This window comes from Clostridium chrysemydis, from assembly GCF_015234215.1.
Classification (GTDB): domain Bacteria; phylum Bacillota; class Clostridia; order Clostridiales; family Clostridiaceae; genus Clostridium; species Clostridium chrysemydis.
In genome coordinates this window covers 696,160-711,819 of sequence record NZ_JADEKP010000001.1, presented here as the reverse complement: position 1 = coordinate 711,819, position 15,660 = coordinate 696,160, and the positions used below count along the sequence as shown (strand labels likewise).

The 15,660-nt window shown below is 28.4% G+C and carries 15 protein-coding genes; all 15 read right to left on the bottom strand.

Annotation, left to right across the window (positions count from 1 at the left end; translation table 11 throughout):
* Nucleotides 1-144: 144 nt before the first annotated feature.
* On the bottom strand, nucleotides 145-849 hold the full coding sequence (locus tag INR60_RS03480) for a hypothetical protein (protein WP_194190082.1): 705 nt from the start codon (nucleotides 847-849) through the stop codon (nucleotides 145-147).
* Between the two features lie 275 nt (nucleotides 850-1,124).
* Nucleotides 1,125-1,829: a hypothetical protein gene (locus tag INR60_RS03475; RefSeq protein WP_194190081.1), complete on the bottom strand. Its 705-nt coding sequence runs from the start codon at nucleotides 1,827-1,829 to the stop codon at nucleotides 1,125-1,127.
* A 12-nt stretch (nucleotides 1,830-1,841) separates the two neighbouring features.
* The gene (locus tag INR60_RS03470) at nucleotides 1,842-2,045 is read right to left on the bottom strand and encodes a hypothetical protein (RefSeq protein WP_194190080.1); all 204 of its coding nucleotides are present in this window, start codon (nucleotides 2,043-2,045) and stop codon (nucleotides 1,842-1,844) included.
* Nucleotides 2,046-2,195: 150 nt separating this feature from the next.
* A complete protein-coding gene (locus INR60_RS03465) occupies nucleotides 2,196-2,903 on the bottom strand; it encodes a hypothetical protein (protein ID WP_194190079.1) in 708 nt (235 codons plus the stop codon).
* Nucleotides 2,904-2,915: 12 nt separating this feature from the next.
* The gene (locus INR60_RS03460) at nucleotides 2,916-5,927 is read right to left on the bottom strand and encodes a DUF5702 domain-containing protein (RefSeq protein WP_194190078.1); all 3,012 of its coding nucleotides are present in this window, start codon (nucleotides 5,925-5,927) and stop codon (nucleotides 2,916-2,918) included.
* The gene (locus INR60_RS03455; RefSeq protein ID WP_194190077.1) at nucleotides 5,905-6,564 is read right to left on the bottom strand and encodes a pilus assembly protein; all 660 of its coding nucleotides are present in this window, start codon (nucleotides 6,562-6,564) and stop codon (nucleotides 5,905-5,907) included. The genes INR60_RS03460 and INR60_RS03455 overlap by 23 nt, the downstream gene beginning before the upstream one ends.
* 90 nt (nucleotides 6,565-6,654) lie before the next feature.
* Nucleotides 6,655-6,840 (bottom strand): Flp1 family type IVb pilin, encoded by a 186-nt coding sequence (locus INR60_RS03450; RefSeq protein ID WP_194190076.1) that lies wholly within the window; start codon nucleotides 6,838-6,840, stop codon nucleotides 6,655-6,657.
* Nucleotides 6,841-6,885: 45 nt separating this feature from the next.
* Nucleotides 6,886-7,752, bottom strand: coding sequence for a type II secretion system F family protein (locus INR60_RS03445; protein WP_194190075.1), 867 nt, complete (start codon nucleotides 7,750-7,752; stop codon nucleotides 6,886-6,888).
* Nucleotides 7,753-7,755: 3 nt separating this feature from the next.
* Nucleotides 7,756-8,730, bottom strand: coding sequence for a type II secretion system F family protein (locus INR60_RS03440; RefSeq protein ID WP_194190074.1), 975 nt, complete (start codon nucleotides 8,728-8,730; stop codon nucleotides 7,756-7,758).
* A 10-nt stretch (nucleotides 8,731-8,740) separates the two neighbouring features.
* Nucleotides 8,741-9,976, bottom strand: coding sequence for a TadA family conjugal transfer-associated ATPase (locus INR60_RS03435; RefSeq protein ID WP_207729524.1), 1,236 nt, complete (start codon nucleotides 9,974-9,976; stop codon nucleotides 8,741-8,743).
* A 15-nt stretch (nucleotides 9,977-9,991) separates the two neighbouring features.
* Nucleotides 9,992-11,080 carry an AAA family ATPase gene (locus INR60_RS03430; protein ID WP_194190073.1) on the bottom strand — a complete coding sequence of 363 codons (1,089 nt, stop codon included), beginning with the start codon at nucleotides 11,078-11,080 and terminating at the stop codon, nucleotides 9,992-9,994.
* Between the two features lie 10 nt (nucleotides 11,081-11,090).
* Nucleotides 11,091-11,333: a hypothetical protein gene (locus INR60_RS03425; RefSeq protein WP_194190072.1), complete on the bottom strand. Its 243-nt coding sequence runs from the start codon at nucleotides 11,331-11,333 to the stop codon at nucleotides 11,091-11,093.
* 14 nt (nucleotides 11,334-11,347) lie between these two features.
* Nucleotides 11,348-13,225: a serine/threonine-protein kinase gene (locus INR60_RS03420; RefSeq protein WP_194190071.1), complete on the bottom strand. Its 1,878-nt coding sequence runs from the start codon at nucleotides 13,223-13,225 to the stop codon at nucleotides 11,348-11,350.
* A gap of 11 nt (nucleotides 13,226-13,236) precedes the next feature.
* The gene (locus tag INR60_RS03415) at nucleotides 13,237-14,055 is read right to left on the bottom strand and encodes a PP2C family protein-serine/threonine phosphatase (RefSeq protein ID WP_194190070.1); all 819 of its coding nucleotides are present in this window, start codon (nucleotides 14,053-14,055) and stop codon (nucleotides 13,237-13,239) included.
* A 10-nt stretch (nucleotides 14,056-14,065) separates the two neighbouring features.
* Nucleotides 14,066-15,640, bottom strand: coding sequence for a DUF6382 domain-containing protein (locus INR60_RS03410; protein ID WP_194190069.1), 1,575 nt, complete (start codon nucleotides 15,638-15,640; stop codon nucleotides 14,066-14,068).
* Nucleotides 15,641-15,660 lie beyond the last annotated feature (20 nt).

Sequence of the window (15,660 nt, the reverse complement as noted above, 5' to 3'; positions counted from 1 at the left end):
CCCTTAAAAACAGAATTTCCAAACCATTTTCCCATTCCGACCTCAGCTTCAATTGAAGCCTCTGAAGCGTACTATCTATAATTTTAATCTATTTAATTTTTGTTATGTATTAGTAAGGAGCAAAGCTCCTTACTCCTTTTTATTTTATTTATATATATATTGTGGTGATATTACATCAATATGAACTTCCCCATCATAAGCAGCTATACTTATTGTACTTCCATCCTTTTCTTCATATAATAAGTCCTCTACTTCAAATTCTTCATCTTCTTTTACTTCTTCTCTATATTTCTCATTTAACTTTTTATTTAATTCATCATAGTTTAATTTGAGATCCTTAAGTAAAACAGAGCCATATTTTTCAAAAGGTGTCTTTCTTAAATCAAAATCCTTTCCTTCTTTAATTGCTTTATCATCAATGTTATACTTTACATTAATACCGAAACATCCTGCATTATCAGACTCTGCAAAGTCAAGCTCTACATGTTTTACCATATCCTTACCTTTTTTCATCTTTGCACATTCATCACCAACATAATCATTTTTAACTACTCCAGATTTATATTTATCCCATTCACTAATCGGATATCCATCTTCTTTCATTAATTTTTTCATTTCTTCTGAATATTTATCTGCAAGCTGCACTATCTCTTCCTTTGTAATTTTTCTTTGTCCACTATCAAGATTTTCTTTTGATTCATCATTAGAGTCATCTTTATTTTCATCACTTTCTTCTGATGATACTTTCGTGCTGCTTCCTTCCCCCTCTGATTTTTCACTTCCCCCACAGCCTACTAGTGAAAATATCATTATCCCTGCTATTAAACTTCCTATTAATCTTTTTTTCATTTCTTTTCCTCCCTATCTATAACTTCTTTTTCTCTTTACTGCATTAAAATTATGCTTTTCCTTATCTTCACTTCCCTTAAAAACGGAATTTCCAAACCATTTCCCCATTCCGACCTCAGCTTCTATTGAAGCCTCTGAAGCATAATCTCTGTAATTAAAAGTTCCATTACTATTTCCTAAATTTAAATCTATTAAATTATTTAATCTTGATTTTTATGCTATTAAATTTTCTAGTATGTACTAGTAAGGAGCAAAGCTCCTTACTCCTTTTTATTTTATTTATATATATATTGTGGTGATATTACATCAAGATGAACTTCCCCATCATAAGCTACCACCTTTATTACGTTTCCGTCTTTTTCTTCATATAATAAGTCCTCTACTTCAAATTCTTCATCTTCTTTTACTTCTTCTCTATATTTCTCATTTAACTTTTTATTTAATTCATCATAGTTTAATTTGAAATCCTTAAGTAAAACAGAGCCATATTTTTCAAAAGGTGTCTTTCTTAAATCAAAATCTTTTCCTTTTTTTATTGCTTTATCATCAAGCTTATATACAATATTAATACCGAAACATCCAGCATTATTAGATTCAGAAAAATCCAGTTCTACATGCTCAACCATATCTTTGCCTTTTTTCATCTTTGCACATTCATCACCAACATAATCATTTTTAACTACTCCTGATTTATATTTATCCCATTCACTAATCGGATATCCATCTTCTTTCATTAACTTTTTCATTTCTTCTGAATGTTTGTCTGCAAGCTGTACTATCTCTTCTTTTGTAATTTTTCTTTGTCCACTATCAAGATTTTCTTTTGATTCATCATTAGAGTCATCTTTATTTTCATCACTTTCTTCTGATGATACTTGCGTGCTACTTCCTTCCCCCTCTGATTTTTCACTTCCCCCGCAGCCTACTATTGAAAATATCATTATCCCTGCTATTAAACTTCCTATTAATCTTTTTTTCATTTCTTTTCCTCCCTATCTATAACTTCTTTTTCTCTTTACTGCATTAAATTTATGTTTTTCCTTATCTTCACTTCCTTTAAAAACGGAATTTCCAAACCATTTTCCCATTCCGACCTCAGCTTCTATTGAAGCCTCTGAAGCGTACTCCCTATAATTAAAAGTTCCATTACTATTCCCTAAATTTAAAGCTATTAAATCTTGAGTCCTATCTATCATATGACCTTCATCAAGTAAAAATAATCTAAACCTTAAAAAGTCAGTATAAGTAAACTTTAATAAACTGAAACTTTGATCATTGTGTTCTTTATATCTTTATAATTTTTGTTATGTATTAGTAAGGAGCAAAGCTCCTTACTCCTTTTTATTTTATTTGTAAATATATTGTGGTGAAACTATTGTTAATGCTACTTCTTCATCGTACTTACCTCCAACTACATCAACTTTTATTACATTTCCATCCTTTTCTTCATATAATACATTTTCAACACTGAAATCATTGTCTGATTCTTTGCAAACTTCATTTATCTTTTTATTTAATTCATCATAGTTAAGTTTAAAATCCTTAATTAAAACAGAACCATATTTTTCAAAAGGAGTTTTTCTTATATCAAATTCTTTCCCATCTTTAATATCTTTAAAAGCTATACTATATTCAACTGTAAGTGCAAAACTTCCTGCATTATTCGATTCAGAAAAGTCTAAACTAATATGATCAATTTTATCCTTTCCTTTTTTCATCTTTGCACACTCATCACCGACATAATCATTTTTAACTACTCCAGATTTATATTTATCCCATTCACTAATCGGATATCCATCTTCGTTCATTAACTTTTTCATTTCTTCTGAATGTTTATCTGCAAGCTGTACTATCTCTTCTTTTGTAATTTTTCTTTGTCTACTTTCTAATTTTTTTTGAGTATCTTCTTTTGCATCCTCTTTATTTTCATCACTTTCTTCTGATGATACTTGCGTGCTACTTCCTTCTCCCTCTGATTTTTCACTTCCCCCGCAGCCTACTAGTGAAAATATCATTATCCCTGCTATTAAACTTCCTATTAATCTTTTTTTCATTTCTTTTCCTCCCTATCTATAACTTCTTTTTCTCTTTACTGCATTAAATTTATGTTTTTCCTTATCTTCACTTCCCTTAAAAACGGAATTTCCAAACCATTTTCCCATTCCGACCTCAGCTTCTATTGAAGCCTCTGAAGCGTACTCCCTATAATTAAAAGTTCCATTGCTATTTCCTAAATTTAAAGCTATTAAATCTTGAGTCCTATCTATCATATGACCTTCATCAAGTAAAAATAATCTAAACCTTAAAAAATCAGTATACGTAAACTTTAATAAACTGAAACTTTGATTATTATTAGGTTCCTCTGTTTTTTCTTCAACTTTAAGAACCTTATCTGATCCTTCAGCCTCTATTTCTCCTTCAAGTCTATCTAATTCTTCACTTGTGATACCTGTTGTAGATTCAGGTAATGATGTTATACTATTGTTTAACTTAATTATCCATGTATCAAAATTCTTTATTAACGGAACCTTATATCCATTTAACAAATCAATAACATCAAGTCTACTCTCCATATAAATCCAAGCCATCTTTATAACTGTAGAAATCCACCTTGGATTTAAAACTACTGTTCCTAAAGTCATAAATGAAATCCCTAAAGATATACTTGTTCCTATAATATCTGCTGTGTCATTCATTTTTCTGTCACTAAAGAAGTACACTCCATTTAAAGCAACTCTCATAAGTAGTAAATCTGATGTGATTCCCCATTTGTTTTGAAAATCATTATATTCAGGTGCTCCTCCTGATAGCATTGATTCAATTTCGTATTCTAATACTGAAGGAGATGAATTTTCAGTTGGAACCCTTCCTTCATCAACCATACTTTTAAAATATGTCATTACATATTCCATCATAAATAGCTTGTCTGCAAAAGAACCTGCAAGACCGTTAAAGCTCCAATCATCAGGAATTTCAAGCTTTAATAATCGCTCCATAAAAGATTCAAGTTTAAATCCACCCTCTCCCTTTACTAAATGTAAATCATCTGGATGAACAATCTCAGGATTTGCTTTTGCATAGATTATATCTATATTTTTCCCATTTCTATCTCTTATAGTTGCGGTGCTTTTCCCCGTAAACTTACTGGTTTGATGTGGTAAATTATTTATTTGGCTTTGAGTTGCAAAGTTTTTTGAAGGATATTTGTTAACAAGCTTATCTAAAACTCCTCCATTTTTTTTAAGCATATCTTTAAAAGAATTATAAGCATCTCTAAAAATACTACTATTAGCATCAGGTAATAAAATTAAATTATCTACAATCATCCAAGTTCCAACTTTTGCTGATACTTCCTTAAATATCTTTGTGTTATCAGCTAACTTTTCTTTTATAGAACTTTTATAACTTTTATACCAACTTGAATCATATTTTATTATGGAATTTTTATTTCCTTTAACTAGGTCTTTAGTCTTATTTTCAATGTTAGCTTTAGTTGTGTTGTTTGAATCTACTATAGTATTAATAAAATTTTGAACCTCAGTTTTAGCTGTACCAGTTAACTTATTGCTGTTGTTATTATCTATAGTTGTTGCAATTTCATCGATTTGATCTGATTTTTCTCCTAATTTACTTAAAAAATTAGCTTGCATAGTTTTAGCTGCACCAAAATATGTTTTATACGATGCTAGGTTTTTAGTTTCTGTTTTTCTTAGTAATTCTTTTTTTAAATCTTCATCTCCGCCTTCCATCCCTTTTACATGTTTTGCTAAAGCTTGTGCATCTTTTGATTTTTCATTCATAAGAGAATTTGTAGCTGTGATTCCTTTATCAATAGCTCCCATAAATTCATTCATACTATTAGTATAGGCATCTAAACTTTTTGAAGCTTCCGCACTTAAACACCCTATTGAAATATCTATTACAGATATTTTTTTGTCTATATCTTTGTTATTTTTATTTAATTCCTTTACTTTATTAGATGCTGAGCTTTTATCCTTAGATAATTTATCAATTTCATTTTTAAGCTTTAAAACTTCTTTTTCTACCTCTTTAATTTCCTTTTCTATACTTTCCACTTCTGTTTCTTTTGCATCTTTTAATTTATCCTTTAGTTCTTTTAATTTTTTATCTTTCTCTTTTTTTTGATCTTTCTTGGCTGATAAATTAGTATTTATATTACTTATTTCACTATTATTTGAGTCTATTTCCTTTTGATTGTCCTTTTTATCTTCTTCTAGTATATTTTTATACCCGATAAATACCATTCTAGTATTTTGGTAAGCTGAAACCTTTGGGTAGTCTACACTAGGCTCTACTATATTAGATATTTTTTTAATAGCTTTCCCAACATTCTTATCAACTCCAGAAGCCCACTTTTCTACAGCTTTACCGTCCCCTACTCTGTCTTTGTAATAACCAAATTCAGTAAAATGATATCCATTTATCGCTAAACTATGAACTAGCTTATACATAGCTAAATCAGCAGCATCTATTTTTTCTGCTTCTTTTTCTATAGTTTCCATAAGAGAATTTAAACTATTCATTTTATCAACAGCAATAATTTCATCTTTAGAGTTAATCATAGTTTTTAACTTTTCTAATATTCCTGTATCATTTAAAATTTCCTGAAAGAAATTCTTAACTGCATAATATCTAGTAGCATTACACATTTGTTCTTTCATAACTTTATTATCGATAAATGGATTTTTCCCAAATAATATTTCAGAGTTTAAAGAATTCAGATTTAATAAATCAACATATCCTGAAGCTCCGACATCATCAGTTGGGGTAATATTTTTTTTAAAAACCTCTTCAATAGTACCTTTACTTGCATTATTACTTGGCATAGCAAAAACACCATAACTATTGTAAAGATCTCTTGAAAAACCTCCCATTCCAGATTCAAGTGCATTATCAGCAGCGTTTACAATTTGGTTTTTCGCAACATTTATTCTAGAAACATCTATTAAAGTGAAGAAAAAGCATATAATTACCATAAATATTATTGATACATATATAGTAATTACACCACTTTCTTTATCCACTTTATTTTTCTTAGACAAAATTATTGAATGCATCTTTTATTCCTCCAATAATCTCTTTAAATTTAGTTACAAGATCTTCACCTGCAAATAATTCAACTATTTCAACTAACATTTTTTTTGTAAATGTATATGTTCTTGTATTATTTTCACTACTAGAAATACTAATACTTCTCTCAATTACCTCTTGTACATTTCCCTTTTCATCCCCCACTTGGAATATTCCAAATACGCCTTTCATTGGTAATCTGTATTTACATACAACCTTCACCTGAACATTATCTAAAATAACAGCCGAATTCCTATTAGTCGTTACTTCTACGTTAACTTTCATCGGACTACCTTTTTCAATTTTGTTTTTAATATCTTTTTTTAGTGCATTTAATTTACTTTCTACTGACCTACTCGTATTTATTCCAGCTAGTACATAACCTAAACTTTCAGAACCCTTAACTGGATTCCCGTATTCATCAGTATTAGCAATTTCGTCCTCTACACCATACCAAGATGCACTTGCCCTAGAAATTGAATTGTTTACAGCAACTGATGCATAAAATTTAGAATACAATAATATTCCCATAAAAATAATTAATATTAATATGCAAGTTATCATAGGTACAATAAAAGCTGCTTCTACTGTTATACTTCCTTTACTTTTATTCTTAAACTTCATATTTTCTCCTTGATAATTGCTTTTTAACTTTTACATTAATGGGATAAATATCCCATTAATGTATTTTACTTATCTCTAGATATTAAAAATTTAGTTTCCACCCATATCTGTGTTTAAAATATCTTCTGAACCACTAGTTATTTTGTTCATTATTCTTTGAAAGAATGCTTTAATTGTATCTTTGAAAATTACAACTAATCCTATTAAAATAACTAAAATCAAAACAATCTCTAACGTGGCTAGACCTTCCTCTTCTTTAAAAAATCTCTTTAACACTTAATTTCCCCCTTTACAAAATATATATTTAAACAAATAATAAGTTTAAGTACTCATCATCTGCATAAAAGCTGGTATTAAAACTATTATGAAAATAGCAACTAAAATTATCATCATTGGAAATAATAGTTTTGTTGAAGCTACCTCACCCTTTTCCTTTGCTAACAACTTTCTCTCGTTCCAACATTCATCGGATAAGTTATTTAACATTAATATCATATCTCCTGAACCTTTATTTACATTTTGAATTATCACAGATGCAAACTTAGTTATTTGATTAATCCTACATCTTCTTGATAAATTAGTTAAACTAGTCTCTCTTGGAACTCCATTTTTTATATCCATATAAGTTCTTCTCATCTCCTTATATAAAGGAGAGTTTGATGTACTTTTATCTACTATTTTCCCCCAAGCATTCTCGAGAGTTAGCCCTGCCCCAACTAATAAAACTAACTTACTTAAAAACTCCGGGAATTCGTATTTTATATCTTTTGCTCTCTCTTGAACTTTGTTTGTAATTGTTGTATCTGCTAAGAAAAAAGAACCTACAGCTGCACCTATTGATATAAATGTGAATATTAAAGAAAATTCTCCATTAGCAGCCTGTATAAAATTTATCAAAACTAAAAACAACACAGAATATACAAATTTATTTGCAACATATATTCTATACATTGCTGAAGTTTCATTTCCATAAATTATAAGCATCTTTTGATATGCATCCTCATTAACTCTTCTTATTTCACCTTCCCCAATTTTGTCATATAAAAATAATCCAATTGGCATAATATCAGCTAAGGGATACTCTTTTTTATCAATACTTTTTAAAGTATCTGAATAATCTATTTTTTTACTAATTAATATCAAAGTTAATAATATTGCTATACTAATAACAAACGGTACAAATGCCATCTCTTACACCTCTATATCTGTAATTTTTCTAGCCATTAAAACACCAACCCCTATAAGTGCTAATCCAAAGCTTGCAACAAATCTTCCTGGTAATGTGAATAATGGGTTTAAAAATTCTGGTGCTGTATATTTCATAAAAAGAACTATCCCAAAAGGAATAAATGTTAATACTGTTGCCTCGAATTTTTTTGCTGATATTAAAGTTTTTATTTCCTGTTTTATATCGATTTTATCTCCAATCATCCTAGATGAGTTTTGAAGTACTATTCTTAAATTACCACCAGCTCTAGTGCATTCACAAAAAATATCTGAAAATGTTTCTATATCTTCAAGCCCGCTTCTTGTTGCAAAATTTTCTAAAGCATCTTCAATAGTTTCATTCATTTGAATTTTCCTGTTTATATATAGTAATTCATCTAATATATAAGCATCCTTATTGCTTAAATAAATTAACTGTAAATCTTCATATGCATCTTTAAAGGCAGTTTCAGCTGCCTTTCCTGCGCTTAGGGACGAAGATATTGAATACATAGCTTCTTTAAATTGTGATAGTAACACATCTTTTCTATCCTTAATAATACTTTTATTTTTTATCTTAATATAATAAATTCCACTAAGTGAAAATATTCCAGATAAAATAATGCTTTCATAAAATATATAAGCGCATGTAAACATAACTATAATGCCTGCACCACCATATATAAGTTTTTCTTTTTTACTCATGTGGTACACATTATAATTTATTAAATCACCATCGTTTTCAACTTTTTCCTCATCCTTTTCTTTTTTATTTTTGAAATTAAAGCTAATTTCTTTTTTTATCTTCTTTTCCTTTTCTTTCTTCTCTTTTGTTACTATGTCTTCATCGATAACTTCGTATTTGCTGTTGCTATTTTTTATAAATAATATTATTCCAGCTATTACAGCTAAAATAATTACTATAGCTACTCCTAAAATAATGAGAACTTTTATATTCATCTACTCCCCCCTATATTTGAACTTTAATTCCAGCCATTTGTAGCTTCATTTTATTTTGAAGTTCATTTTCTGTCCTTCTTAAAGTTGAGACAACCTTTTTGTTTGTAGATTCCTCTTCCTCTTCAAAAACAAATAGGGGATTTAAAATAATCTCTCCATTTTCATATCCTATTACTTCAGTAATCTCTAATACTTTTCTTGATTTATCTCTTAATCTTCCTAATTGAATAATTATATCTACAGCTGAAGCGATTTGTTTTCTTATTGCTTCAATCGGAAAGTTTGCACCAGTTAATACCATAGTTTCAAGCCTACTTAACATATCATCTGTTGAGTTTGCATGTCCTGTTGATAATGACCCATCATGTCCTGTATTCATAGCTTGAAGCATATCTAAAGCTTCAGCTCCCCTAACTTCTCCGACAACTATTCTATCTGGCCTCATCCTTAAAGATGATTTTATAAGATCCCTTATTGTAACTTGTCCTTTTCCCTCTGTATTTGCATTCCTTGTTTCAAGCCTAACTATATTTTCTATTTCTACTATTTGAAGCTCTGCTGAATCCTCTATAGTTATTACCCTTTCATCTTTTGGAATGAAATTTGAAAGTGCATTTAAGAAGGTTGTCTTACCTGACCCAGTTCCACCACTTATTAATATGTTGTATTTCGCCTGAACTAAAGCTTCTAAAATATCTGCAATTTCCCTTGTAATAGAACCAAATTTTATTAATTGCTTTACTGTCATTGGAGTGTCTGGAAATTTTCTTATAGTTACTATCGGCCCATTTAAAGCAATTGGTGGCAAAACTATATTTACCCTTGAACCGTCTTGTAGCCTTGCATCAACTATAGGGCTTGACTCATTAACAACTCTATTAACTTCTGAAACTATCTTTTGGATTAAGTTTTCTAATATCCTCTTATTTTCAAAATTTATATTTAGCTTAGTTACCTTTCCTCCATTTTCAATAAATATATTTTCAGGCCCATTTATCATTATTTCTGTAATATCTTTATCATCTATTAAGGGTTGAAGGATATCTAATTTTTTTAAAGCATTATATACCTTATCTACTAATTCTTTTTTTGCAGCTACATTAAGCCTTTGGTCTTTAACACGTGTAAATATTTCACTTTTTATAATTTCACGCATTTCTTTATCTTCTATATCTCTTTGAATATACTTATCATCTTGCAAAATGCCTTTTACTTCTTCTATAATTTTTTGTTCATCTTCTAACATAATAAAACTCCTTTCTTAAAGAGCTAATGCATTAATTATTGTGCATACTCCGTTATAAATTGAGCTTGAATTTAAAATTCCTATTCCCTCTTCAAAATTTAGGTTATTATCAACTGGAATTTGAATCCTAATATCAATATTTTCCCTATCTAATTTATCGCTAAGTTCAGAATCTAACTCTAATGAAAGATTGCTTTTGTTATATAAAAATAAACTTCCTTGTAAATCTCCTGTATTCTCAGCATAGCTAACTATTTTTTCTAAACTATTTCTATCTTTTAAAACTGGAATAACATTATAAGAAGATGAATTTAGTATTACGTTATAAACTGAATTATATTTTGATGAAGTATCTATAATTACATACTTAAACATATTCATATTGTATAATTCCTTTATAAACCAAGTTATATCTTCAACCGTTATATCTTCAATATCTAAAATACTTTCTGTACTATTAAAAAATAATACGTTTGTAACCTTATCTCGTATTATTGCTTGACTAAATTTCTCTTTAAAATCTTCATCCTTTTCTTTAACGAAATAGATAAGGTCTGACAAGGTGTAATCACTTGCTCCCTTAAAATAAACTTTAGTAGTTTGAATATCTTCTAAATTCAAATAAAGAATATCATCTCCACCTCTTGCAAGTGCCATTGCAGTTCCAGAAGCCAATATACTTTTCCCACTCCCCCCAACAGGTGAGTAAAAACTTATAATCTTTGTATCTGAATAGTTATTTGTAACTCTTTCAATGTTTTTAGGATTATATTCTGAATAAACCCTTAAGATTTCTTTACAGATATCTGCACCTGTTTGATATTTTTTAATTACAGGGTATTCATATTTGTCCTCTGATAAACTTCCTGAATTTAGTATTAATACAGACCTAATCCCTAAGTTTTCAATAGTATTAACGTAAAAACTATCTCCAACTACTAATACATCTTTCTTTCTAAGCTTTTTTAATTCTTCAATAAATAACTCCTTATCTGTTAAACAAATAATATTAAACTTATCATTATAATTATTTAATATATAATTTGATAAGCCTTGGATGTAATTTTTATCTTTATCGGCTAATATTAAGTTTAGTTTTGCCATTTCTCTCCCCCTAATCTAATAATTCTGTGTCATACTCCTCTTGGTCTAATAATTCTGTATCATAATTCTCTTCATCTATTTCTATATGATCATTTTTAGACTCCTCTTTTGGATGTATAACTTTTTCTGATTTAAATTCTTTATAATCTCCCTTAAGAATAAAATTATTCTTTTTCATATATTTAACTAAAACAACTAAAGAAGCTATCATTCCTATTATTCCAGCTGTTATTAAGATTATCCCTTTAACCAAGTCATCACCTTCTTTTAACCTTTGCCTTTTATATCTTCAATTAAGATCTCAAGCCTTGATATCTCGTTATTATTTTCTAATGTGTTAAACTTCTTTGCTAAATTATAGTTTTTTATTGCCTCTTTGTAGTTTCTTGTACTAATATTTAAAAATGCTAATTCAACGTAGCCTTTAAAATCTTTTGGATATTTCTCAATTAAAATATTAAAAGTTTCTTTTGCTTTATTTACCTTACCTAAATGTTTATAAATAACTCCTATATTTCTATATACACTTGAGGTTTCATACCCTGTTTTTAGTAAAATATCATAGTTATCTAATGCTTTATTTAAATATTTATTTGCACTATCATCTCCTAGCAAAGGAAGAGCCTTAAGATAGTATGCCTGAGCTAATCTTTCATAAAGAATAGTATTATTTTTATTTGTTGATTGAGAAATTGCTTTTTCTAAAATATTAATTTGCATATCTTCACTATTTTCAAAAACCATAGAGTTATCTCTGTATATATCAGCAAGCATAAGATATCCCCTTGTTTTAAACTCCTCGTCATCGCTTCTTTCTAAATCTTGTTTTAGGTTTTCCATCATATTTGTTACTTCGTCATTTTTCTTAAGCCCTTCTGGTTTGCTTAAAGTTTCAGATATTGCTTTATAAAATTCATACTCTGGAAACTTACTACCATCAATTTCTGAAAATTCTTCTAGGGCTCCAATATAATCACTTTTTGCAAATAAACAAACTCCTAAAAGATATTTGTATTCTTCATTTTTTCTTATATCTTTGTTTTTATTTAAAGATTCTATTTGAAGAAGTGACAAGGCATCGTCGTATTGCAAATTATTAATATAAGTTTTTGCTAAAGCTAAATACGCCTCATCTCTTCTTGGAAACATCTCTGTAGTTTCTAAAAATACAGGTTTTGCTTTTTCCATTCCTACATTCTTCTCTGTATCTACTGCAATTTCTACCTTTTCTAAATATTCTTTGATTTTATAATTTCTAATAGATAAAACTCCCAAAACAACTAAAGACGCAGAAAAAACAAAGGTTAAACCTAAAACCCCTACTCTTATTTTTATTTTTCTTTGATTTGATTTATATTGATTACTTAATTTATCAATATTATCTAAGTCATAATACATTTCTTTAACAGACATATATCTTTGATTTGGATTTTGTTTTGTTGCTTTTAAAATAATATGTTCTATACCTTCTGAGAAATTTTTATCTATTTCTCTAACTGGAAGTATCTCAAAAGGGGGATCGTTTGGTCCCTTTCCTGTTAATAAGTGATATAAAGTTACCCCTAAACTATAAATATCTGTTCTTTCATCAGTTTGATGAGAACCATATTGCTCTGGTGCTGCATATCCTTTAGTTCCAATTATCACAGTATCTGTAGATACTTCCTTTTTAAATTCTCTTGCTATTCCAAAGTCAACTAATTTTATATCTCCTTTTTTTGATAGCATTATATTCCCTGGTTTCATATCCCTATATATGATTGGATTCGGAGTTTGGCTATGAAGATATTCTAAAACCTTACAAAGTTCTTTTGCCCATTTTATTACCCTCTCTTCTGGAAATTTATCTACTTGGTTTAATAAATTCTCAAGTGAAGTTCCATCTATAAAGTCTTCTACAATATAGTAATAATCTTTTGTTTCGATAATATCTACTATCCTTGGAAGGGAAACATGTTGTAAGTTTTTTAAAATATTAGGCTCGATTAACAAATCAAATTTATCTTTGTTACTTTTACTTATCTCCTTAATAGCCCACTCTGTTCCAAGATTTATATTTATCCCTTTATAAACAGTGCTTGTACCGCCTTTGCCTGCTAATGCTATAATCTTATATTTTCCATCTAGCAAACTATTTATTTCCATAGTTTTCTCCTTTAATATTTAAAAATCTTTCTTAAAAATGAATCATTTTTTATATTATTTTGTGATAAGCTAACCATTATCACAGAGATGTTATCTCTTTCCTTACGTTCTTTAACTTTTTCAAAGAAGCCATCAAGTAATACTTTAGAAGATAAAGCTTTTGTAGCTCTCCAATTATTTAACCCTATTTCTAGTTCGTAATCTGTTAACTTGTTATAAAAGCCATCGCTACAAAGCAAAAATATATCGTCTTTTTGAATTTTTCCCTTTTCTAAAAATATCTCTATATTTTCTTTTACTCCAACACATTGCATAAGTAAATTTTTCTTATTGCTAGCTTTAGCTTCTTCTTTAGTCATCCGCCCAGCCCTAACTTCCATAGCTACATACGAATGATCTTCTGTAAGCTGTTTTAACCTTCTTCTAAATCTATATATCCTTGAATCTCCAACATGAACTATATAATAGAAGTTTTTTAAAATTAAAATTGCAGATATCGTAGTACCAACCCTTTGACCTATTTTGTTGCTATAGTCTATTATTTCAACATTTGCCTCTTTAACTGTATTTACTAAAGAGTTTAATATTTCGTCACTTTCTTTTTTTACATAATTGCAAACTTCTTTTGACCACCAAGCCTTAAACTTCTTAACAGCTATAACAGATGCAACTTCTCCAAAGGCCAACCCTCCAAGGCCATCGCAAACCATAAATAATCCAAAGTCACTGCCTGCATGGTCTCCTATTTGAATCAAAATATTATCTTGATTACTTTCTTTTACTAATCCCTTATCACTTATAGCTGCTACTTCTATCTTGTAACTATCCATAACTCACCTATTAATCAATTTTGAAAGTCATATTTATATTTGCTAATGTTATATTGTCATCAACTGATAATTCTACTAATTGATTACTTTCAATTTTTACAGAATTAATGAAGCTTCCATTTTTAGAATCTAAATCCTCTATATAATATTGTGAATTGTTTTTTATAATTTGAGCGTGTACTTTTCCTATAGCTTTGCTATTTAAGGTATAGTCACACTGACTAGATAACCTTCCTATTTTGTATATATCTTTATTTATATATATCTTTTCTGCAACTCCCCCATTACTTAATAACAAATATGGAGTATCATTATCTAAAACTTCCGTATCATAAGCCAGTTGAGAAATAATTTCCTTTTTAGATAAATTTACACTAGGGCTTGAAGTTTCATTTATCTCAATATCTTCGCCCTTGTTTTTTTTGTTCTTTCTTTTAGAAGTTTTTTCTTTTTTAGCTTTCACTTTTTTACCTTTAGAAGATCCATCCGCTTTTAGTTTACCTTTTGAAACCTTTACCTTAATTTTTTTATCTTTATCAAGGAGTATTCTTAAAACTAATACATCAAGTACAACTAACATTACGGCTCCAACAATTTTCTTAGTTAAATCCATTCCATCAATTAATAATGCTAAAATAATTATAGGAATAAATATAAATTGGATAAGAGCTGCACCTATTTTTCTAGAAGGCTTATAAATCTCTTTTATTAAAGCTTCTTCTTCTGTTTCCTGACTTTGATTTATTTTATTTTTTATATTATTTGAACCCTTTGAAACATTTGCTGTATCCACTCTACTAATGCTTCTATTTTCTATAGGCTTCTCACTTATTCTTTGAATGTTATTTATGTTTTTATCTAATTGATTGTGATTTTCTGTAGAATTTTTTATATTTATGTTATTTCTGCTTACTTCATTTTGAATTATATTAACTTTAGGTGTGCTATTTGAAGTCCTATTTAAATTGCTACCTCTTTTTGATACTTTACTTACTTCTTCTCTTTTATTTATAAAATTTTCTTCTTTTATATCTTGTAATGTTTTTAAAAATTTTCTAATAGTTATCTCTTGCATTTTGCTTTGATTTAAAATTATTTGCATAAAATTATCTTTTAAATCCATATCATCTAAAACTGCTAAATCTATTACTATTTTTTTTAGTAACTCTCTAAATGATTTGTTTATATCATCATTAATCGATTCTTCTACTGGTATATATATCATAGTTACTTTTAAATCCTCTAAACTTAAGAAAATTTGCTTCTCATTTAGTAAAAAATTGTCTGAATTTAAAAAATACTCATTTGATTTAGTGATTATATCCCCAATATCAATAAGTATTTTCAATAATTTTGCCTTTGTTGTTCTATTTTTAATAAAATATTCTTCTAAGTTTATTAAACCACTCACATCGTAGTTTAATAATAAAGTTTCGTTAAATATTACTTTTTCAATATTTGCAGCTCTTATCGAACTGTTTTGATTAATCATCTCTAACTGGTAATCTAATAAATTTAAATTATCAATCGGTAATTCTAAATATTTCTTAAAATTATTGTTTTTTTCTAGACTTATTAATTCCATCCCAAAACCCCTTACATAAT